The organism is Thermaerobacillus caldiproteolyticus, from assembly GCF_013761245.1.
In the GTDB taxonomy this organism is placed as follows: domain Bacteria; phylum Bacillota; class Bacilli; order Bacillales; family Anoxybacillaceae; genus Thermaerobacillus; species Thermaerobacillus caldiproteolyticus.
This window is the reverse complement of the sequence record NZ_JACDUT010000017.1, coordinates 1-17,507: the sequence shown is the minus strand read 5'-3', so window position 1 is coordinate 17,507 and position 17,507 is coordinate 1. Positions and strand designations below refer to the sequence as shown.

The following is a 17,507-nucleotide window of genomic DNA, read 5'->3' as shown; positions in this document are numbered from 1 at the left end:
TGTAATCCATTTTTTGTATAATAGGAAATAGGTGAAGTCGACGCGAGGTGAACCCTCTCGTGCACTCACCTATATTCCTATATTTACAAAGATTTTTTCAAACACGATACTTACTTAAGGAAGGAGAAAAAACCACCATGGCAAGAGAGTTCTCCTTGGAAAAAACTCGCAATATTGGTATCATGGCTCACATTGATGCCGGTAAAACAACAACAACAGAGCGCATTCTTTTCTACACTGGTCGCGTTCATAAAATCGGTGAAGTGCATGAAGGCGCGGCGACAATGGATTGGATGGAACAAGAGCAAGAACGTGGAATTACGATCACGTCTGCGGCAACAACAGCACAATGGAAAGGTCACCGCATTAACATCATCGATACTCCAGGACACGTAGACTTCACTGTAGAAGTTGAGCGTTCTTTACGCGTACTTGACGGTGCAGTTGCTGTACTCGATGCACAGTCTGGGGTAGAACCACAAACAGAAACAGTATGGCGCCAAGCGACTACGTACGGAGTTCCACGTATTGTATTCGTTAACAAAATGGACAAGATTGGCGCAGATTTCTTGTATTCTGTAAAAACATTGCATGAACGCTTGCAAGCAAATGCACATCCAGTTCAATTGCCAATTGGTGCAGAAGATCAATTTTCTGGCATCATTGACCTTGTTGAAATGTGTGCATATCACTACCACGATGAGCTAGGAAAAAACATTGAGCGTATTGAAATTCCTGAAGACTATCGTGACATGGCTGAAGAATATCGCGGAAAGCTTATCGAAGCAGTAGCAGAGCTTGATGAAGAGCTTATGATGAAATATTTAGAAGGGGAAGAAATTACAGTAGAAGAGCTAAAAGCTGCAATTCGAAAAGCAACTGTTAGCGTTGAATTTTTCCCTGTATTTTGCGGCTCTGCGTTCAAAAACAAAGGTGTTCAGTTAATGCTTGATGGTGTTGTCGACTACTTACCTTCTCCAGTGGATATTCCACCAATTAAAGGTATTGTTCCAGATACGGAAGAAGAAGTAGTTCGTGAATCTCGTGACGATGCACCATTCGCGGCATTAGCGTTCAAAATTATGACTGACCCTTATGTTGGTAAGCTTACATTCTTCCGCGTTTACTCTGGTACATTAGATTCTGGCTCATATGTAATGAACTCGACAAAACGCAAACGCGAACGTATCGGTCGTATCCTACAAATGCATGCGAACCATCGCGAAGAAATCTCAACCGTATATGCAGGTGATATCGCTGCAGCTGTAGGTTTAAAAGATACAACAACTGGTGATACTCTATGTGATGAAAAGCACCTTGTTGTGTTAGAGTCTATGCAATTCCCAGAGCCAGTTATTCAGATCGCAATTGAACCGAAATCAAAAGCTGACCAAGATAAAATGAGTACAGCTTTACAAAAACTGCAAGAAGAAGACCCAACATTCCGTGCATGGACAGATCAAGAAACGGGTCAAACGATCATTGCAGGTATGGGTGAGCTTCACCTTGATATCATTGTTGACCGTATGCGTCGCGAGTTCAAAGTTGAAGCAAACGTTGGTGCTCCACAAGTAGCATATCGCGAAACATTCCGTAAGTCTGCACAAGTAGAAGGTAAATTTGTGCGTCAATCTGGTGGTCGCGGTCAATACGGTCATGTTTGGATCGAATTCACTCCAAACGAAGAAGGAAAAGGCTTCGAGTTTGAAAATGCGATTGTCGGTGGGGTTGTTCCGAAAGAGTACATCCCGGCAATTCAAGCAGGTCTTGAAGACGCAATGCAAAATGGCGTTCTTGCTGGCTATCCAGTGGTTGATATTAAAGCTAAATTATTCGATGGTTCTTACCACGATGTAGACTCAAGTGAAATGGCATTCAAAATCGCTGCCTCTCTTGCATTGAAAAATGCAGCAGCAAAATGTGATCCTGTGTTGCTTGAGCCAATTATGAAAGTAGAAGTTGTTATCCCTGAAGAATACCTTGGAGACATTATGGGTGACATCACTTCCCGTCGTGGACGTGTAGAAGGCATGGAAGCTCGCGGTAATGCACAAGTTGTACATGCAATGGTTCCGCTTGCTGAAATGTTCGGATACGCAACTTCATTACGTTCAAATACTCAAGGACGCGGAACATTCTCCATGGTATTTGACCACTATGAAGAAGTTCCTAAAAGCATTGCTGAAGAAATCATCAAAAAAAATAAAGGTGAATAATTGATTTCTAGGCATAGTTCAAGTATAAATACTTATGTAAGACTTGGGAGTAAATATGCTATGTATTTGCTCCCAGGCATTCTATACTTATAAATTTTTAAAATTACACTTAATTAATAAGGAGGATATTTCTAATGGCTAAAGCGAAATTCGAACGCACTAAACCACACGTTAACATTGGTACAATCGGCCACGTTGACCATGGTAAAACAACTTTAACAGCTGCGATTACGACAGTTCTTGCAAAACAAGGTAAAGCAGAAGCTCGTGCGTACGACCAAATCGACGCTGCTCCAGAAGAGCGTGAACGCGGTATTACAATCTCAACTGCACACGTTGAGTACGAAACTGACAACCGTCACTATGCACACGTTGACTGCCCAGGTCACGCTGACTACGTGAAAAACATGATCACTGGTGCAGCACAAATGGACGGTGCAATCCTTGTAGTATCTGCTGCTGACGGTCCAATGCCACAAACTCGTGAGCACATTCTTTTATCTCGTCAAGTAGGTGTACCATACATCGTAGTATTCTTAAACAAATGCGATATGGTAGACGATGAAGAATTATTAGAACTTGTTGAAATGGAAGTACGTGATTTATTATCTGAATACGAGTTCCCTGGAGATGAAGTTCCAGTTATCAAAGGTTCTGCATTAAAAGCTCTTGAAGGCGACCCTGAATGGGAAGCAAAAATCGTTGAGCTTATGAATGCTGTTGATGAATACATCCCAACTCCACAACGTGAAACTGACAAACCATTCATGATGCCAGTTGAGGACGTATTCTCAATCACTGGTCGTGGTACAGTTGCAACTGGTCGTGTTGAGCGCGGTATCTTAAAAGTTGGTGACGCTGTAGAAATCATCGGTCTTTCTGATGAACCAAAAGCTACAACAGTTACTGGTGTGGAAATGTTCCGTAAGCTTCTTGACCAAGCTGAAGCTGGTGACAACATCGGTGCGCTTCTTCGCGGTGTATCTCGTGACGAAGTACAGCGTGGTCAAGTACTTGCAAAACCAGGAACAATCACTCCACATACAAAATTCAAAGCGCAAGTTTACGTATTATCTAAAGAAGAAGGTGGACGTCATACTCCATTCTTCACTAACTACCGTCCACAATTCTACTTCCGTACAACTGACGTAACAGGTATCATCACTCTTCCAGAAGGCGTAGAGATGGTAATGCCTGGCGACAACGTTGAAATGACAGTAGAATTAATCGCGCCAATCGCGATTGAAGAAGGTACAAAATTCTCTATCCGTGAAGGCGGCCGTACAGTAGGCGCTGGTTCTGTATCTTCTATCATTGAGTAATTAATAGCTAAACCTAAAACAGGCTTGTCTTAGACAAGCCTGTTTTTTAGTATTATGAAGTAAAATTCAAACAATTTCACAATGAATTGAAATAGCATATACCAGCATGTATAATAAAAGAAGTGTGTAAGTAAACAAGATTTTACTTGCAATTGAGCACTGATATCTGTATAATATCTAATGTTGGTCTTTGACTGCGATGAAGTGGAAGGTTGCTGATACACCCGGCCGCTTTGCCATGGCGAGTGTCAGGAAATTTCCACGGAGAATGTCTATTTTTAAAATAGGCGAAGAAGGAGGGAAAATAATGGCAAAAGAAAAAATTCGTATCCGTTTAAAAGCTTACGATCATCGAATCCTTGATCAATCTGCTGAAAAAATCGTAGAAACAGCAAAACGTTCTGGTGCAAAGGTATCTGGACCGATCCCGTTACCAACCGAAAGAACGGTTTATACGATTTTACGCGCTGTTCACAAGTATAAAGATTCTCGTGAGCAATTTGAAATGCGTACACATAAACGTTTGATCGATATCGTAAACCCTACTCCACAAACGGTAGATTCATTAATGCGCCTTGACTTACCGTCTGGTGTTGATATTGAAATTAAGCTTTAATTTAGTTTAATAGGAGGTGTGACGAATGACCAAAGGAATCTTAGGTAGAAAAATTGGTATGACGCAAGTATTCGCGGAAAATGGCGATTTAATTCCTGTAACAGTAATTGAAGCGACTCCAAACGTCGTTTTACAAAAGAAAACTATTGAAAACGACGGCTATGAGGCGATTCAATTAGGTTTTGAAGACAAACGTGAAAAATTAGCCAATAAACCAGAAAAAGGACATGTAGCGAAAGCGAATACTGCACCTAAGCGCTTCATCCGTGAAATCCGCGGGGCAAACGTTGCGGAATACGAAGTTGGTCAGGAAGTCAAAGTTGACATTTTCGCTGAAGGCGATGTTGTAGACGTAACAGGTATTTCAAAAGGTAAAGGATTCCAAGGTGCGATTAAACGCCATGGACAATCTCGTGGACCTATGTCACACGGTTCTCGTTATCATCGTCGTCCTGGTTCAATGGGTCCGATTGCGCCAAACCGCGTATTCAAATCTAAAGAACTACCAGGTCGCATGGGTGGCGAACGTGTAACGGTTCAAAACTTAACGGTTGTAAAAGTTGATCCAGAGCGCAATTTAATTCTTGTTAAAGGAAACGTACCTGGTCCGAAAAAAGGATTAGTTGTTATTAAAAGTGCGGTTAAAGCAAAAGTGAAATAATTTCTTTAAGAAAGGAGGAACTATCCAATGCCAAAAGTAGCATTGTATAACCAAAACGGAGCAACTGTTGGAGAAATCGAATTAAACGATTCCGTATTTGGTATTGAACCAAATAAACACGTATTATTCGAAGCAGTTATTATGCAACGCGCTTCTTTGCGTCAAGGGACGCATAAAACAAAAAATCGTGCTGAAGTAAGCGGCGGTGGCCGTAAACCATGGCGTCAAAAAGGTACTGGACGCGCTCGTCAAGGTTCGATTCGTGCTCCTCAATGGCGCGGTGGTGGTACAGTATTTGGTCCGGTTCCACGCAGCTACAGCTATAAATTACCGAAAAAAGTTCGTCGTTTAGCTATTAAATCGGCGTTATCTTCTAAAGTTCTTGAGAACAACATTGTTGTATTAGATAATTTAACGCTTGAAGCGCCAAAGACAAAAGAAATGGTGAAAATTTTAAACAACCTTTCTGTTGACCGTAAAGCACTCATTGTAACAGCTGATGTGAACGAAAATGTTACACTATCTGCGCGTAACATTCCGGGAGTAACAGTTGTTACGGCAAATGGAATTAACGTTCTTGATGTCTTAAACCACGACAAGCTTGTCATTACTAAAGCTGCCGTGGAAAAAGTAGAGGAGGTGCTTGCATAATGAAAGATCCTCGCGATATTATTAAGCGCCCCGTTATCACTGAAAACTCAATGAATTTAACAGCTCAAAAAAAATATACGTTTGAAGTTGACGTAAAAGCGAACAAAACGGAAGTAAAAGACGCAATTGAAGCGATCTTTGGCGTAAAAGTGGAAAAAGTCAACATCATGAACTATAAAGGAAAATTCAAACGTGTAGGTCGTTATAGCGGTTTTACGAATCGCCGTCGTAAAGCGATTGTAACGCTAACGCCAGACAGCAAAGACATTGAACTATTTGAAGCATAAGCTTAAAGTTTAAAAGTGAAGGAGGGAAACCGACATGGCGATTAAAAAATATAAGCCAACATCAAATGGTCGTCGTGGTATGACAGTTCTTGATTTCTCGGAAATCACAACGGATCAGCCAGAGAAATCATTGCTTGCGCCTTTAAAGAAAAAAGCTGGTCGCAACAACCAAGGTAAAATCACTGTACGTCACCAAGGTGGCGGTCATAAACGTCAATATCGTATTATCGATTTTAAACGCGACAAGGATGGCATTCCAGGACGCGTTGCTACAATCGAATATGATCCAAACCGTTCAGCTAACATTGCGTTAATTCACTACTTAGACGGTGAAAAACGTTATATCATCGCTCCGAAGAACTTAGAAGTCGGCATGGAAATCATGTCTGGTCCAAATGCGGATATTAAAGTAGGTAACGCATTACCGCTTGAAAACATTCCTGTTGGTACATTAGTACACAACATCGAATTAAAACCAGGGAAAGGTGGACAATTAGTTCGTTCCGCTGGTACATCTGCTCAAGTGCTTGGTAAAGAAGGAAAATACGTACTTGTTCGCTTAGCTTCGGGCGAAGTTCGTATGATTTTAGGAGCTTGCCGCGCAACTGTTGGTCAAGTAGGAAACGAGCAACATGAGCTTGTGAATATCGGAAAAGCAGGACGTGCTCGTTGGTTAGGTATTCGTCCAACTGTCCGCGGTTCTGTTATGAACCCTGTTGATCACCCACACGGTGGTGGTGAAGGTAAAGCACCAATCGGACGTAAATCACCAATGACTCCATGGGGTAAACCAACACTTGGCTTCAAAACACGCAAAAAGAAAAACAAATCGGATAAATTTATCGTACGTCGTCGTAAAAAATAACGGGGTTGAACTACGGTTCTTAAGAACCGTAGAACAATCACGAAGGGAGGTTCATTTATGGGTCGCAGCTTAAAAAAAGGTCCGTTCTGTGATGATCATTTAATGAAAAAAATCGAAAAATTAAATGAAACAGGGCAAAAACAAGTTATTAAAACATGGTCTCGTCGTTCAACCATTTTTCCACAATTTGTTGGTCATACCATTGCAGTATACGATGGACGTAAACATGTGCCTGTATACATTACAGAAGACATGGTAGGACACAAGCTCGGTGAATTCGCGCCAACTCGTACATTTAAAGGTCATGCTGGCGACGATAAGAAAACAAAACGTTAATGAGAGGAGGCTTACTTATGCAAGCTAAAGCTGTTGCGAGAACAGTCCGTATTGCTCCTCGTAAAGCTCGTTTAGTGATCGATTTAATTCGAGGAAAGCAAGTAGGTGAAGCGGTAGCAATTCTTCGCCACACTCCAAAAGCTGCTTCTCCAATTATTGAGAAAGTATTGAAGTCTGCGGTTGCAAACGCAGAACATAACTACGATATGGATGTAAACAAATTAGTGATTACAGAAGCATATGTAGATGAAGGCCCAACGTTAAAACGTTTCCGTCCTCGCGCGATGGGTCGTGCTAGCGCGATTAACAAACGCACAAGTCATATTACAATCGTTGTTTCAGAAAAGAAGGAGGGATAATCAGTGGGTCAAAAGGTGAATCCAGTCGGTCTTCGCATCGGCATTATCCGCGATTGGGAATCAAGATGGTACGCGGATAAAGACTATGCAGACCTTTTACATGAAGATATTAAAATTCGTGAGTATATTACGAAACGCTTAGTTGATGCAGCGGTATCTCGAGTCGAAATTGAGCGCGCAGCAAACCGCGTAAATATTACGATTCATACTGCGAAACCTGGTATGGTCATCGGTAAAGGCGGTACAGAAGTAGAAGCGCTTCGTAAAGCTTTAACTCAATTAACTGGAAAACGCGTTCATATCAACATCCTTGAAATCAAAAAAGCAGACTTGGATGCGAAGCTAGTAGCAGAAAACATTGCACGCCAAATCGAAAACCGCGTTTCATTCCGTCGTGCGCAAAAACAAGCAATTCAACGCGCAATGCGTGCTGGTGCAAAAGGAATTAAAACAATGGTATCTGGTCGCTTAGGTGGTGCAGATATCGCTCGTTCTGAACATTATAGTGAAGGAACAGTTCCACTCCACACTCTTCGCGCTGACATCGATTATGCAACAGCAGAAGCTGATACAACTTACGGAAAAATCGGTGTGAAAGTATGGATTTATCGTGGAGAGGTCCTTCCTACTAAAAAGAAAACTGAGGAAGGAGGAAAATAATCATGTTAATGCCAAAACGCGTAAAATATCGTCGTGAACATCGCGGACGCATGAAAGGTCGTGCAAAAGGTGGCACGGAAGTTCATTTTGGTGAATTCGGTTTACAAGCATTAGAATCTGCTTGGATTACAAACCGTCAAATCGAAGCTGCTCGTCGTGCGATGACTCGTTATATGAGACGTGGCGGTAAAGTTTGGATTAAAATTTTCCCTTCTAAACCTTATACTGCAAAACCTTTAGAAGTGCGCATGGGTTCCGGTAAAGGTGCTCCTGAAGGTTGGGTAGCAGTTGTGAAACCTGGTAAAGTAATGTTTGAAGTAGCGGGCGTTTCTGAAGAAGTAGCACGTGAAGCATTGCGTCTTGCTTCTCACAAACTTCCAATCAAATGCAAGTTCGTAAAACGTGAAGAAATTGGTGGTGAATCAAATGAAAGCTAAAGAAATCCGTGAACTTACCACTGCCGAAATTGAACAAAAAATTAAATCATTGAAAGAAGAATTATTTAACCTTCGCTTTCAATTGGCGACTGGCCAATTAGAAAATACGGCGCGCATTCGTGAAGTGCGCAAAGATATCGCTCGCATGAAAACGATTATTCGCGAAAGAGAGATCGCTGCTAATAAATAAATGCTTGAGAGGAGGTTCGCGAAATGAGTGAACGCAATCAACGCAAAGTATACGTTGGCCGTGTCGTATCTGACAAAATGGACAAAACGATTACGGTTCTTGTAGAAACGTATAAAAAACATCCGCTTTACGGAAAGCGTGTAAAATACTCCAAAAAATACAAAGCTCATGACGAAAACAACGTAGCAAAAGTTGGCGATATCGTAAAAATCATGGAAACTCGTCCGCTTTCTGCAACAAAACGTTTCCGTCTTGTCGAAGTGGTAGAAAAAGCAGTTATTATTTAATAATGGTTCGGATCGGCTAACAAATCCGAAGGGAGGTTTCGTACATGATTCAACAAGAATCTCGTTTGAAAGTTGCTGATAACTCAGGTGCACGCGAAGTGCTTGTCATTAAAGTGCTAGGTGGTTCTGGTCGCCGTTATGCAAACATCGGTGACGTTGTTGTGGCGACAGTTAAGGAAGCAACACCAGGTGGCGTTGTTAAAAAAGGCCAAGTAGTAAAAGCGGTCGTTGTTCGTACAAAACGTGGGGTTCGTCGCCCAGACGGTTCTTACATCCGCTTTGACGAAAATGCTTGCGTCATCATCCGTGATGATAAAAGCCCACGCGGTACGCGTATTTTCGGGCCTGTTGCACGCGAGTTGCGCGACAACAACTTTATGAAAATCGTATCTTTAGCTCCAGAAGTAATTTAATTAAGAGAGAAAGCCTTTCAAGGAGGTGCGAACTACGATGCATGTAAAAAAAGGTGACAAAGTCCAAGTAATCTCCGGAAAAGACAAAGGGAAACAAGGCGTTGTTCTTGCGGCGTTTCCTAAGAAAAACCGAGTGCTTGTAGAAGGCGTAAACATTGTGAAAAAACACGCAAAACCATCTCAAGCGAATCCTCAAGGCGGTATCATTAGCAAAGAGGCACCAATTCACGTATCAAACGTTATGCCTTTAGACCCAAAAACAGGAACACCTACTCGTGTAGGATATAAAATCGTAGATGGTAAAAAAGTACGTTACGCGAAAAAATCCGGTGAAATTTTAGATAAATAATCGTAATGTAAGAAAGGAGGTACTTACATGAACCGCCTAAAAGAAAAATATCTAAAAGAAGTTACTCCTGCTCTTATGAGCAAGTTTAACTATAAATCTGTAATGCAAGTTCCAAAAATCGAAAAAATCGTCATCAACATGGGTGTTGGTGATGCAGTACAAAACCCGAAAGCATTAGACAACGCGGTAGAAGAATTAGCATTAATTTCTGGTCAAAAACCAGTTGTTACTCGTGCGAAAAAATCAATCGCTGGCTTCCGTCTTCGTGAAGGGATGCCAATCGGAGCAAAAGTTACATTACGCGGAGAGCGCATGTACGAATTCCTAGATAAATTAATCTCTGTATCGCTTCCACGCGTTCGTGACTTCCGTGGCGTATCTAAAAAATCATTTGACGGTCGCGGTAACTATACATTAGGGATTAAAGAACAATTAATTTTCCCTGAAATCGACTACGATAAAGTAAACAAAGTTCGTGGTATGGATATCGTTATTGTCACAACAGCGAAAACGGACGAAGAAGCTCGTGAATTATTAACATTACTCGGTATGCCATTTCAAAAATAATGATCCCAATCGCAAAAAGAGGGAGGCGAAAACGTGGCTAAAAAATCAATGATCGCGAAACAAAAACGCACGCCAAAGTTTAAAGTGCAAGCGTACACTCGCTGTGAGCGTTGCGGACGTCCACACTCTGTGTATCGCAAATTTAAACTTTGCCGTATTTGTTTCCGTGAATTAGCATACAAAGGTCAAATTCCTGGTGTGAAAAAAGCAAGTTGGTAATTAACCCGTGAATTGGGAAGGAGGTAAAACATAATGGTGATGACAGATCCAATTGCAGATATGCTTACTCGCATTCGTAATGCGAACATGGTACGTCACGAAAAATTAGAAGTTCCTGCTTCTAAAATTAAAAGAGAAATCGCGGAAATTTTAAAACGCGAAGGATTCATTCGTGATGTAGAATACATTGAAGACAACAAACAAGGTATCCTCCGTATTTTCTTAAAATACGGTCCAAATAACGAACGTGTTATTACTGGTTTAAAACGCATCAGCAAACCTGGTTTGCGTGTTTATGCGAAAGCTCATGAAGTACCTCGCGTATTGAACGGTTTAGGTATCGCGATTCTTTCTACGTCTCAAGGCGTTTTAACAGATAAAGAAGCACGTCAAAAAGGAACTGGCGGCGAAGTTTTAGCATACATTTGGTAATTAGTCTTGTTAAGAATGGAGGTGTCATGTATGTCACGTGTTGGTAAAAAGCCAGTTGAAATCCCAGCCGGTGTAACGGTTACAGTAAACGGCAACACTGTTACGGTGAAAGGACCGAAAGGCGAATTGACTCGCACTTTCCATCCTGATATGACAATCAAATTAGAGGATAATGTGATTACGGTTTCTCGTCCAAGCGACGAAAAAGAACACCGTGCTCTTCACGGTACGACTCGCAGCTTGCTAGCGAACATGATTGAAGGAGTTTCGAAAGGGTACGAGAAAGCTCTTGAGTTAGTCGGTGTCGGTTACCGTGCTTCTAAACAAGGGAAAAAGCTTGTACTTAGCGTTGGATACTCTCATCCAGTAGAAATCGAACCAGAAGAAGGACTAGAAATTGAAGTTCCTTCACAAACAAAAATCGTTGTAAAAGGTGCGGACAAACAACGCGTTGGTGAACTAGCAGCTAACATTCGTGCGGTTCGTGCTCCAGAGCCTTACAAAGGAAAAGGAATTCGTTACGAAGGTGAAGTTGTACGTCGCAAAGAAGGTAAAACAGGTAAATAATGCTGCTTAGCGAAATGAAAGGAGTGACATAAATGATCACGAAGCTTGATAAAAACGCAGTTCGTAAAAAAAGACATGCGCGTGTTCGTAGAAAAGTATTCGGAACTGCTGAACGTCCGCGTTTAAATGTGTTCCGTTCTAACAAACACATTTACGCACAAATTATTGATGACGTAAAAGCAGTAACGATTGTGAGTGCTTCCACATTAGATAAAGAATTCGACCTAGAATCAACTGGAAATATTGAAGCAGCTCAAAAAGTAGGCGAATTAGTAGCTAAACGTGCGTTAGAAAAAGGAATTAAAAGCGTAGTGTTTGACCGCGGTGGATATTTATATCATGGACGTGTAAAAGCACTTGCTGACGCTGCTCGTGAAGCTGGTTTAGAATTCTAATTATAAAGGAGGGACAGAGATGCGTCGCATTGATCCAAACAAACTTGAACTTGAAGAACGCGTGGTAGCCGTTAACCGCGTAGCAAAAGTAGTAAAAGGTGGACGCCGCTTCCGTTTCGCTGCTTTAGTTGTTGTCGGTGACAAAAACGGACATGTTGGCTTTGGAACAGGAAAAGCGCAAGAGGTTCCAGATGCGATTCGTAAAGCAATTGAAGATGCTAAGAAAAACTTAATTACTGTGCCAATCGTTGGTACTACAATTCCTCATGAAGTGATCGGTCACTTTGGTGCAGGAGAAATCATCTTAAAACCAGCTTCTGAAGGTACAGGGGTTATTGCTGGTGGTCCTGCACGTGCAGTATTAGAACTAGCAGGTATTAGCGATATTTTATCAAAATCTATCGGCTCTAACACACCAATCAACATGGTGCGTGCAACAATTGATGGTTTAAAACAATTAAAACGTGCAGAAGATGTAGCGAAATTGCGCGGCAAAACAGTTGAGGAACTGTTAGGATAAGGAGGGAAATACAATGGCGAAAAAATTAGCGATTACCCTCACTCGTAGCGTAATTGGTCGTCCTGAGGACCAACGTGTAACAGTTAGAACATTAGGATTACGCAAATTACATCAAACGGTTGTTCATAACGACAATCCAGCTATTCGTGGCATGATCAATAAAGTGTCTCATCTTGTAAAAGTACAAGAATTAGAACAATAATGTATATTGTATATAAGGAGGTGCCTCGCGATGAAACTTCATGAATTACAACCAGCACTAGGTTCCCGCAAAGAACGCAATCGTGTGGGCCGTGGTATCGGTTCTGGTAACGGTAAAACGTCTGGTAGAGGTCATAAAGGTCAAAACGCTCGTTCAGGTGGCGGTGTACGACTTGGTTTTGAAGGCGGTCAAACTCCTTTATTCCGTCGTCTTCCAAAACGTGGTTTTACGAATATCAATCGTAAAGAATACGCGATCGTAAACCTTGATGCGCTTAACCGTTTTGAAGATGGCACAGAAGTAACACCTGAACTTTTACTTGAAACGGGCGTTGTCAGCAAGTTAAAAGCTGGTGTGAAAATCTTAGGTAACGGTCAAATTGAGAAAAAATTAACAGTAAAAGCACATAAATTCTCCTCTGCTGCGAAAGAAGCAATTGAAGCTGCTGGCGGTAAAACTGAGGTGATTTAATGTTTCGGACAATCTCCAACTTTATGCGCGTGGGTGATATAAGAAAAAAAATCATTTTTACTCTCCTCATGCTTATTGTTTTTCGCATTGGAACGTTTATTCCAGTACCGAATGTTAACGTCGATGTATTAAAAGTCCAAGATCAAATGAATGTCTTCGGCGTTCTCAATACATTCGGAGGAGGGGCTTTGAAAAACTTCTCCATTTTTGCAATGGGGATTATGCCTTATATTACAGCATCCATCATCGTACAGCTGTTACAGATGGATGTTGTTCCTAAATTTACGGAATGGTCCAAACAAGGAGAAGTTGGACGGCGTAAATTAGCTCAGTTTACCCGCTACTTTACGGTTGTGCTAGGTTTTATCGAAGCACTTGGAATGTCTTACGGATTTAATAATCTTGCAGGTGGATTATTAATTAAAAATCCTGGGATATCAACCTATCTGTTAATTGCGACGGTATTAACTGCGGGTACATCGTTTTTAATGTGGTTAGGAGAGCAAATCACAGCTAAGGGTGTTGGAAACGGAATATCGATCATCATTTTTGCTGGGATTGTTTCCAGTATTCCAACGACCATTAATCAAATTTATGCACAGCAATTCGAGAACGCTGGTGACGAGCTGTTTTTACGAATCGTTACGGTTCTTCTGATTGCGTTAGCGGTTATTGCGGTCATTGTTGGAGTCATTTATGTCCAACAAGCATTGCGGAAAATTCCGATTCAATATGCCAAACGGTTAGAGGGACGTAGCCCAGTCGGTGGTCATTCCACCCACTTGCCGTTAAAAGTGAATCCAGCAGGGGTTATTCCTGTTATTTTTGCTGTTTCGTTTATTTTTACTCCACTAACGATTGCGTCGTTTTTCGGCTCGAATGATGTAACTTTGTGGATTCGAAAAATATTTGATTATACACACCCAGTTGGTATGATTATATACGTGGTGTTAATTATTGCGTTTACGTACTTCTATGCTTTTGTTCAAGTGAATCCAGAACAAATGGCGGACAACTTAAAAAAGCAAGGTGGTTATATTCCAGGCATACGTCCAGGAAAGAACACCCAAGAGTATGTAACGAAAGTTCTTTATCGGCTTACATTCGTCGGTTCATTATTCTTAGCCGCAATCGCCATTCTTCCTATTTTCTTTGTCAAGTTTGCTAATTTGCCGTCTTCCGCTCGAATTGGTGGAACAAGCTTGCTAATTGTTATCGGTGTTGCGCTTGAGACAATGAAACAGCTTGAGAGTCAACTAGTAAAACGCCATTATAAAGGCTTTATTAAGTAAGAGGTTTGGGGAAGTGATTCCCTCTACCTCGCATAGAGCTGAGGGGGAACGATCATGAACTTAGTCTTAATGGGGTTGCCGGGTGCCGGAAAAGGTACTCAAGCAGAGAAAATCGTCGAGAAATATGGAATACCTCATATTTCGACTGGTGACATGTTCCGCGCGGCGATAAAAGAAGGTACGCCATTAGGGTTGGAAGCCAAGGCATACATGGACCGTGGGGATCTTGTTCCAGATGAGGTAACGATCGGCATTGTTCGTGAACGCTTAAGCAAAGACGATTGCCAAAAAGGATTTTTGCTTGATGGGTTTCCACGAACAGTTGCTCAAGCGGAGGCACTTGAAACGCTTCTTGCCGAGTTAAATCGCTCTATCGACTATGTCATTCATATTCAAGTTGACAAAGACATTCTAATGGAGCGTTTAACGGGAAGACGCATTTGCAAAAGCTGCGGTGCGACATATCATCTCTTGTTCAATCCGCCTGCCCAACCGGGTGTTTGCGATAAATGCGGTGGCGAATTGTATCAACGTGCCGACGACAATGAAGAAACGGTAGCAAACCGCCTTGAAGTCAATCTGAAGCAAACGCAGCCATTGATCGACTTTTACGAGGAAAAAGGCTATTTGCGCCACATTAACGGACAACAGGACATTGAGAAAGTGTTTGCCGATATTTGTGAACTGCTTGGGGGCTTACAATAATGATTATTTGTAAAACTCCGCGTGAAATTGAAATCATGCGGGAGGCAGGAAGAATTGTTGCTCTCACTCATCAAGAGCTAGTGAAACATATTCAGCCAGGGATTACGACAAAGGAATTAGATCGCATCGCGGAAACGGTCATTCGACAACATGGAGCTATCCCCTCATTTAAAGGGTATAACGGTTTCCCTGGAAGCATTTGTGCCTCAGTGAATGAGGAGCTTGTTCACGGCATACCCGGTGACCGAGTATTAAAGGAAGGCGACATTATTAGCATTGATATTGGCGCCCAGTACAATGGGTATCATGCTGATTCAGCATGGACATATCCCGTTGGGGAGATTGCGGAAGAAACCAAAAAGCTTCTTGAAGTAACAGAGCAATCATTATATAAGGGATTGCAGGAAGCAAAACCAGGTGCCCGTTTATCAAATATTTCCCACGCGATTCAAACATATGTCGAATCGCATCACTTTTCCATCGTTCGGGAGTATGTCGGGCACGGAATTGGTCAAAACTTACATGAAGACCCGCAAATTCCACATTATGGTCCACCAAATAAAGGACCACGGTTAAAACCGGGAATGGTGCTATGCATCGAACCAATGGTCAATGCCGGAAGCCGTTATGTAAGGACGCTTGAAGATGATTGGACCGTTGTAACAGTGGATGGAAAAATGTGCGCTCATTTTGAGCATACGATCGCCATTACGGAGACCGGCTATGAAATTTTAACTACCCTCTAAATCAATTTGAAGGTGAGACCGTTGTCGGGGAAATGCTCACCGTGCCAAATTGGGCAAATTGTGTTAATCACACATGGTCGTGAAGCAGGACAATATGCTGTCATTGTTGGAGTAGTTGATGAACGGTTTGTTCTACTTGCAGACGGAAGTAGACGTACATTTGATGTTCCAAAGCGAAAAAATGTACAGCACATTCAGTTGCTTGATTACATTTCTTCGGAAGTACGAAACAGCATTATTGAAACTGGTCGTGTGACAAACGGCAAATTACGTTATGCATTAACGAAATTTGCCAATCAATATGTTACTGATTCGAAGAAGGGAGAGCCGATCCATGGCGAAGGACGATGTAATTGAAGTGGAAGGTACAGTTGTTGAAACATTACCGAATGCAATGTTTCGAGTTGAGCTAGAAAACGGACATACGGTTTTAGCGCATGTTTCTGGTAAAATTCGTATGCACTTCATTCGCATTTTACCTGGAGACAAAGTTACGGTAGAATTATCTCCGTACGATTTAACGCGTGGTAGAATTACGTATCGCTATAAATAATGAGCACTCCGCATGAATAAGGAGGTAAAAGAACATGAAAGTGAGACCATCTGTGAAACCAATCTGCGAAAAATGCAAAGTTATTCGTAGAAGAGGAAAAGTCATGGTTATTTGTGAAAATCCAAAACATAAACAAAAACAAGGGTAATTTTTAAGGAGGTGTATATAATATGGCACGTATTGCAGGTGTAGATATTCCTCGTGATAAACGTGTAGTTATTTCTTTAACATATATTTACGGTATCGGTAAACCAACTGCACAAAAGATCTTAGCAGAAGCAGGTGTGTCTGAAGATACTCGCGTTCGTGACTTAACAGAAGAAGAATTAGGAAAAATCCGTGAAATCGTAGACCGTCTTAAAGTAGAAGGAGATCTTCGTCGAGAAGTATCATTAAACATTAAACGTTTAATGGAAATTGGTTGCTATCGCGGTCTTCGTCATCGTCGTGGTTTACCAGTTCGTGGTCAAAATACGAAAAACAATGCTCGCACACGTAAAGGCCCACGTCGTACGGTAGCGAACAAGAAAAAATAATTGAGTAAAGGAGGTAATTCAACGAATGGCACGTAAAACAAATACACGTAAACGCCGTGTGAAAAAAAATATTGAATCTGGTATTGCTCACATTCGCTCTACATTTAACAACACGATCGTCACAATTACCGATGTTCATGGAAATGCGATTGCTTGGTCAAGCGCAGGGGCATTAGGCTTTAAAGGTTCTCGTAAATCTACTCCATTTGCAGCACAAATGGCTGCAGAAGCAGCTGCGAAAGCTTCTATGGAACATGGTATGAAAACTGTTGAAGTGAACGTAAAAGGTCCTGGTGCTGGTCGTGAGGCTGCAATTCGTGCACTTCAAGCGGCTGGATTAGAAATTACAGCGATTAAAGACGTTACTCCTGTTCCGCATAACGGATGCCGTCCGCCAAAACGTCGCCGTGTGTAATTTCTCTGTATAGAATTTGTATCCTTGTCAATAATGGGATATGATATAGCAGAGAAATTTTACTCAGCTACTGCGCACATTCGGGAACTTATTCATGGGGGAATTTCGATTAGGCGTGTATCGTTTGGTCGGGGTTTCGACGTTTTGAAGGAGGGTATATATCATGATTGAAATCGAAAAACCAAAAATCGAGACGGTTGAAATCAGCGAAGATGCCAAATATGGCTAATTCGTCGTT

Annotated in this window: 31 protein-coding genes; all 31 read left to right on the top strand. The window is 41.7% G+C overall.

Annotated elements, in window-relative coordinates; translation table 11 throughout:
- Positions 1–137: 137 nt before the first annotated feature.
- The 31 genes from fusA to rpsK all read left to right on the top strand — a co-directional run bounded on the left by fusA (position 138) and on the right by rpsK (position 17,269).
- Positions 138–2,216 (top strand): elongation factor G, encoded by a 2,079-nt coding sequence (gene fusA / locus HNR31_RS17315; RefSeq protein ID WP_181557437.1) that lies wholly within the window; start codon positions 138–140, stop codon positions 2,214–2,216.
- 134 nt (positions 2,217–2,350) lie between these two features.
- Complete coding sequence (gene tuf, locus HNR31_RS17310) at positions 2,351–3,538, top strand: elongation factor Tu (RefSeq protein ID WP_181557436.1); 1,188 nt, start codon at positions 2,351–2,353, stop codon at positions 3,536–3,538.
- A gap of 307 nt (positions 3,539–3,845) precedes the next feature.
- Positions 3,846–4,154 (top strand): 30S ribosomal protein S10, encoded by a 309-nt coding sequence (rpsJ, locus tag HNR31_RS17305; RefSeq protein ID WP_003247558.1) that lies wholly within the window; start codon positions 3,846–3,848, stop codon positions 4,152–4,154.
- A gap of 25 nt (positions 4,155–4,179) precedes the next feature.
- On the top strand, positions 4,180–4,815 hold the full coding sequence (rplC, locus tag HNR31_RS17300) for a 50S ribosomal protein L3 (RefSeq protein ID WP_181557435.1): 636 nt from the start codon (positions 4,180–4,182) through the stop codon (positions 4,813–4,815).
- 27 nt (positions 4,816–4,842) lie between these two features.
- Positions 4,843–5,466, top strand: coding sequence for a 50S ribosomal protein L4 (gene rplD / locus HNR31_RS17295; protein ID WP_181557434.1), 624 nt, complete (start codon positions 4,843–4,845; stop codon positions 5,464–5,466).
- Positions 5,466–5,753: a 50S ribosomal protein L23 gene (rplW, locus tag HNR31_RS17290; RefSeq protein WP_181557433.1), complete on the top strand. Its 288-nt coding sequence runs from the start codon at positions 5,466–5,468 to the stop codon at positions 5,751–5,753. Before rplD ends, rplW begins: the two co-directional genes overlap by 1 nt.
- Before the next feature lie 34 nt (positions 5,754–5,787).
- Entirely contained in the window at positions 5,788–6,618 is an 831-nt protein-coding gene (gene rplB / locus HNR31_RS17285; RefSeq protein WP_181557432.1) for a 50S ribosomal protein L2, read from the top strand.
- Positions 6,619–6,675: 57 nt separating this feature from the next.
- Positions 6,676–6,954, top strand: a complete 279-nt coding sequence (rpsS, locus tag HNR31_RS17280; protein WP_181557431.1) for a 30S ribosomal protein S19 — start codon at positions 6,676–6,678, stop codon at positions 6,952–6,954.
- A gap of 17 nt (positions 6,955–6,971) precedes the next feature.
- Positions 6,972–7,313, top strand: coding sequence for a 50S ribosomal protein L22 (gene rplV / locus HNR31_RS17275; RefSeq protein ID WP_181557430.1), 342 nt, complete (start codon positions 6,972–6,974; stop codon positions 7,311–7,313).
- 3 nt (positions 7,314–7,316) lie between these two features.
- The gene (rpsC, locus tag HNR31_RS17270; RefSeq protein WP_181557429.1) at positions 7,317–7,973 is read left to right on the top strand and encodes a 30S ribosomal protein S3; all 657 of its coding nucleotides are present in this window, start codon (positions 7,317–7,319) and stop codon (positions 7,971–7,973) included.
- A 2-nt stretch (positions 7,974–7,975) separates the two neighbouring features.
- On the top strand, positions 7,976–8,410 hold the full coding sequence (gene rplP / locus HNR31_RS17265; RefSeq protein WP_181557428.1) for a 50S ribosomal protein L16: 435 nt from the start codon (positions 7,976–7,978) through the stop codon (positions 8,408–8,410).
- Positions 8,400–8,600 carry a 50S ribosomal protein L29 gene (gene rpmC / locus HNR31_RS17260; RefSeq protein ID WP_181557427.1) on the top strand — a complete coding sequence of 67 codons (201 nt, stop codon included), beginning with the start codon at positions 8,400–8,402 and terminating at the stop codon, positions 8,598–8,600. The genes rplP and rpmC overlap by 11 nt, the downstream gene beginning before the upstream one ends.
- Positions 8,601–8,623: 23 nt before the next feature.
- Positions 8,624–8,887: a 30S ribosomal protein S17 gene (gene rpsQ / locus HNR31_RS17255; RefSeq protein WP_181557426.1), complete on the top strand. Its 264-nt coding sequence runs from the start codon at positions 8,624–8,626 to the stop codon at positions 8,885–8,887.
- A 44-nt stretch (positions 8,888–8,931) separates the two neighbouring features.
- A complete protein-coding gene (gene rplN, locus HNR31_RS17250) occupies positions 8,932–9,300 on the top strand; it encodes a 50S ribosomal protein L14 (RefSeq protein ID WP_181557425.1) in 369 nt (122 codons plus the stop codon).
- A gap of 37 nt (positions 9,301–9,337) precedes the next feature.
- Positions 9,338–9,649, top strand: coding sequence for a 50S ribosomal protein L24 (gene rplX, locus HNR31_RS17245; protein WP_181557424.1), 312 nt, complete (start codon positions 9,338–9,340; stop codon positions 9,647–9,649).
- Positions 9,650–9,676: 27 nt separating this feature from the next.
- Positions 9,677–10,216, top strand: a complete 540-nt coding sequence (rplE, locus tag HNR31_RS17240) for a 50S ribosomal protein L5 (RefSeq protein WP_181557423.1) — start codon at positions 9,677–9,679, stop codon at positions 10,214–10,216.
- 33 nt (positions 10,217–10,249) lie between these two features.
- Positions 10,250–10,435, top strand: coding sequence for a 30S ribosomal protein S14 (rpsN, locus tag HNR31_RS17235; RefSeq protein WP_003397678.1), 186 nt, complete (start codon positions 10,250–10,252; stop codon positions 10,433–10,435).
- Between the two features lie 33 nt (positions 10,436–10,468).
- Positions 10,469–10,867, top strand: a complete 399-nt coding sequence (gene rpsH, locus HNR31_RS17230) for a 30S ribosomal protein S8 (protein WP_181557422.1) — start codon at positions 10,469–10,471, stop codon at positions 10,865–10,867.
- Between the two features lie 30 nt (positions 10,868–10,897).
- Positions 10,898–11,434: a 50S ribosomal protein L6 gene (gene rplF, locus HNR31_RS17225; protein WP_181557421.1), complete on the top strand. Its 537-nt coding sequence runs from the start codon at positions 10,898–10,900 to the stop codon at positions 11,432–11,434.
- Positions 11,435–11,466: 32 nt separating this feature from the next.
- The gene (gene rplR, locus HNR31_RS17220) at positions 11,467–11,829 is read left to right on the top strand and encodes a 50S ribosomal protein L18 (protein WP_181557420.1); all 363 of its coding nucleotides are present in this window, start codon (positions 11,467–11,469) and stop codon (positions 11,827–11,829) included.
- Between the two features lie 19 nt (positions 11,830–11,848).
- A complete protein-coding gene (gene rpsE / locus HNR31_RS17215; protein ID WP_003397684.1) occupies positions 11,849–12,349 on the top strand; it encodes a 30S ribosomal protein S5 in 501 nt (166 codons plus the stop codon).
- A gap of 13 nt (positions 12,350–12,362) precedes the next feature.
- Positions 12,363–12,551, top strand: coding sequence for a 50S ribosomal protein L30 (gene rpmD / locus HNR31_RS17210; protein WP_181557419.1), 189 nt, complete (start codon positions 12,363–12,365; stop codon positions 12,549–12,551).
- A 30-nt stretch (positions 12,552–12,581) separates the two neighbouring features.
- Positions 12,582–13,022, top strand: coding sequence for a 50S ribosomal protein L15 (gene rplO, locus HNR31_RS17205; protein ID WP_181557418.1), 441 nt, complete (start codon positions 12,582–12,584; stop codon positions 13,020–13,022).
- Positions 13,022–14,314, top strand: coding sequence for a preprotein translocase subunit SecY (gene secY, locus HNR31_RS17200; protein WP_181557417.1), 1,293 nt, complete (start codon positions 13,022–13,024; stop codon positions 14,312–14,314). Before rplO ends, secY begins: the two co-directional genes overlap by 1 nt.
- A gap of 54 nt (positions 14,315–14,368) precedes the next feature.
- On the top strand, positions 14,369–15,019 hold the full coding sequence (locus HNR31_RS17195; RefSeq protein WP_181557416.1) for an adenylate kinase: 651 nt from the start codon (positions 14,369–14,371) through the stop codon (positions 15,017–15,019).
- Positions 15,019–15,765, top strand: coding sequence for a type I methionyl aminopeptidase (gene map / locus HNR31_RS17190; RefSeq protein ID WP_181557415.1), 747 nt, complete (start codon positions 15,019–15,021; stop codon positions 15,763–15,765). Before HNR31_RS17195 ends, map begins: the two co-directional genes overlap by 1 nt.
- Positions 15,766–15,786: 21 nt before the next feature.
- Positions 15,787–16,122 carry a KOW domain-containing RNA-binding protein gene (locus tag HNR31_RS17185; protein WP_181557414.1) on the top strand — a complete coding sequence of 112 codons (336 nt, stop codon included), beginning with the start codon at positions 15,787–15,789 and terminating at the stop codon, positions 16,120–16,122.
- Positions 16,100–16,318, top strand: a complete 219-nt coding sequence (gene infA, locus HNR31_RS17180; RefSeq protein WP_003247618.1) for a translation initiation factor IF-1 — start codon at positions 16,100–16,102, stop codon at positions 16,316–16,318. The genes HNR31_RS17185 and infA overlap by 23 nt, the downstream gene beginning before the upstream one ends.
- Before the next feature lie 34 nt (positions 16,319–16,352).
- Complete coding sequence (gene rpmJ, locus HNR31_RS17175) at positions 16,353–16,466, top strand: 50S ribosomal protein L36 (protein WP_000868344.1); 114 nt, start codon at positions 16,353–16,355, stop codon at positions 16,464–16,466.
- A 22-nt stretch (positions 16,467–16,488) separates the two neighbouring features.
- Complete coding sequence (rpsM, locus tag HNR31_RS17170) at positions 16,489–16,854, top strand: 30S ribosomal protein S13 (protein ID WP_044895215.1); 366 nt, start codon at positions 16,489–16,491, stop codon at positions 16,852–16,854.
- 25 nt (positions 16,855–16,879) lie between these two features.
- Positions 16,880–17,269, top strand: a complete 390-nt coding sequence (gene rpsK, locus HNR31_RS17165; RefSeq protein ID WP_181557413.1) for a 30S ribosomal protein S11 — start codon at positions 16,880–16,882, stop codon at positions 17,267–17,269.
- Positions 17,270–17,507 lie beyond the last annotated feature (238 nt).

Coding starts and splice junctions, on each gene's coding strand:
- rpsS (WP_181557431.1), top strand. CDS start 6,676: ATGGGTCGCAGCTTAAAAAAAGGTCCGTTCTGTGATGATCATTTAATG.
- tuf (WP_181557436.1), top strand. CDS start 2,351: ATGGCTAAAGCGAAATTCGAACGCACTAAACCACACGTTAACATTGGT.
- HNR31_RS17195 (WP_181557416.1), top strand. CDS start 14,369: ATGAACTTAGTCTTAATGGGGTTGCCGGGTGCCGGAAAAGGTACTCAA.
- rplX (WP_181557424.1), top strand. CDS start 9,338: ATGCATGTAAAAAAAGGTGACAAAGTCCAAGTAATCTCCGGAAAAGAC.
- map (WP_181557415.1), top strand. CDS start 15,019: ATGATTATTTGTAAAACTCCGCGTGAAATTGAAATCATGCGGGAGGCA.
- rplC (WP_181557435.1), top strand. CDS start 4,180: ATGACCAAAGGAATCTTAGGTAGAAAAATTGGTATGACGCAAGTATTC.
- rpmC (WP_181557427.1), top strand. CDS start 8,400: ATGAAAGCTAAAGAAATCCGTGAACTTACCACTGCCGAAATTGAACAA.
- rplO (WP_181557418.1), top strand. CDS start 12,582: ATGAAACTTCATGAATTACAACCAGCACTAGGTTCCCGCAAAGAACGC.
- fusA (WP_181557437.1), top strand. CDS start 138: ATGGCAAGAGAGTTCTCCTTGGAAAAAACTCGCAATATTGGTATCATG.
- rplE (WP_181557423.1), top strand. CDS start 9,677: ATGAACCGCCTAAAAGAAAAATATCTAAAAGAAGTTACTCCTGCTCTT.
- rpsE (WP_003397684.1), top strand. CDS start 11,849: ATGCGTCGCATTGATCCAAACAAACTTGAACTTGAAGAACGCGTGGTA.
- rplF (WP_181557421.1), top strand. CDS start 10,898: ATGTCACGTGTTGGTAAAAAGCCAGTTGAAATCCCAGCCGGTGTAACG.
- rpmJ (WP_000868344.1), top strand. CDS start 16,353: ATGAAAGTGAGACCATCTGTGAAACCAATCTGCGAAAAATGCAAAGTT.
- rplV (WP_181557430.1), top strand. CDS start 6,972: ATGCAAGCTAAAGCTGTTGCGAGAACAGTCCGTATTGCTCCTCGTAAA.
- infA (WP_003247618.1), top strand. CDS start 16,100: ATGGCGAAGGACGATGTAATTGAAGTGGAAGGTACAGTTGTTGAAACA.
- rplN (WP_181557425.1), top strand. CDS start 8,932: ATGATTCAACAAGAATCTCGTTTGAAAGTTGCTGATAACTCAGGTGCA.
- rpsM (WP_044895215.1), top strand. CDS start 16,489: ATGGCACGTATTGCAGGTGTAGATATTCCTCGTGATAAACGTGTAGTT.
- rplD (WP_181557434.1), top strand. CDS start 4,843: ATGCCAAAAGTAGCATTGTATAACCAAAACGGAGCAACTGTTGGAGAA.
- rpmD (WP_181557419.1), top strand. CDS start 12,363: ATGGCGAAAAAATTAGCGATTACCCTCACTCGTAGCGTAATTGGTCGT.
- rpsK (WP_181557413.1), top strand. CDS start 16,880: ATGGCACGTAAAACAAATACACGTAAACGCCGTGTGAAAAAAAATATT.
- secY (WP_181557417.1), top strand. CDS start 13,022: ATGTTTCGGACAATCTCCAACTTTATGCGCGTGGGTGATATAAGAAAA.
- rplW (WP_181557433.1), top strand. CDS start 5,466: ATGAAAGATCCTCGCGATATTATTAAGCGCCCCGTTATCACTGAAAAC.
- rpsQ (WP_181557426.1), top strand. CDS start 8,624: ATGAGTGAACGCAATCAACGCAAAGTATACGTTGGCCGTGTCGTATCT.
- rplP (WP_181557428.1), top strand. CDS start 7,976: ATGTTAATGCCAAAACGCGTAAAATATCGTCGTGAACATCGCGGACGC.
- rpsH (WP_181557422.1), top strand. CDS start 10,469: ATGGTGATGACAGATCCAATTGCAGATATGCTTACTCGCATTCGTAAT.
- rpsJ (WP_003247558.1), top strand. CDS start 3,846: ATGGCAAAAGAAAAAATTCGTATCCGTTTAAAAGCTTACGATCATCGA.
- rplB (WP_181557432.1), top strand. CDS start 5,788: ATGGCGATTAAAAAATATAAGCCAACATCAAATGGTCGTCGTGGTATG.
- rplR (WP_181557420.1), top strand. CDS start 11,467: ATGATCACGAAGCTTGATAAAAACGCAGTTCGTAAAAAAAGACATGCG.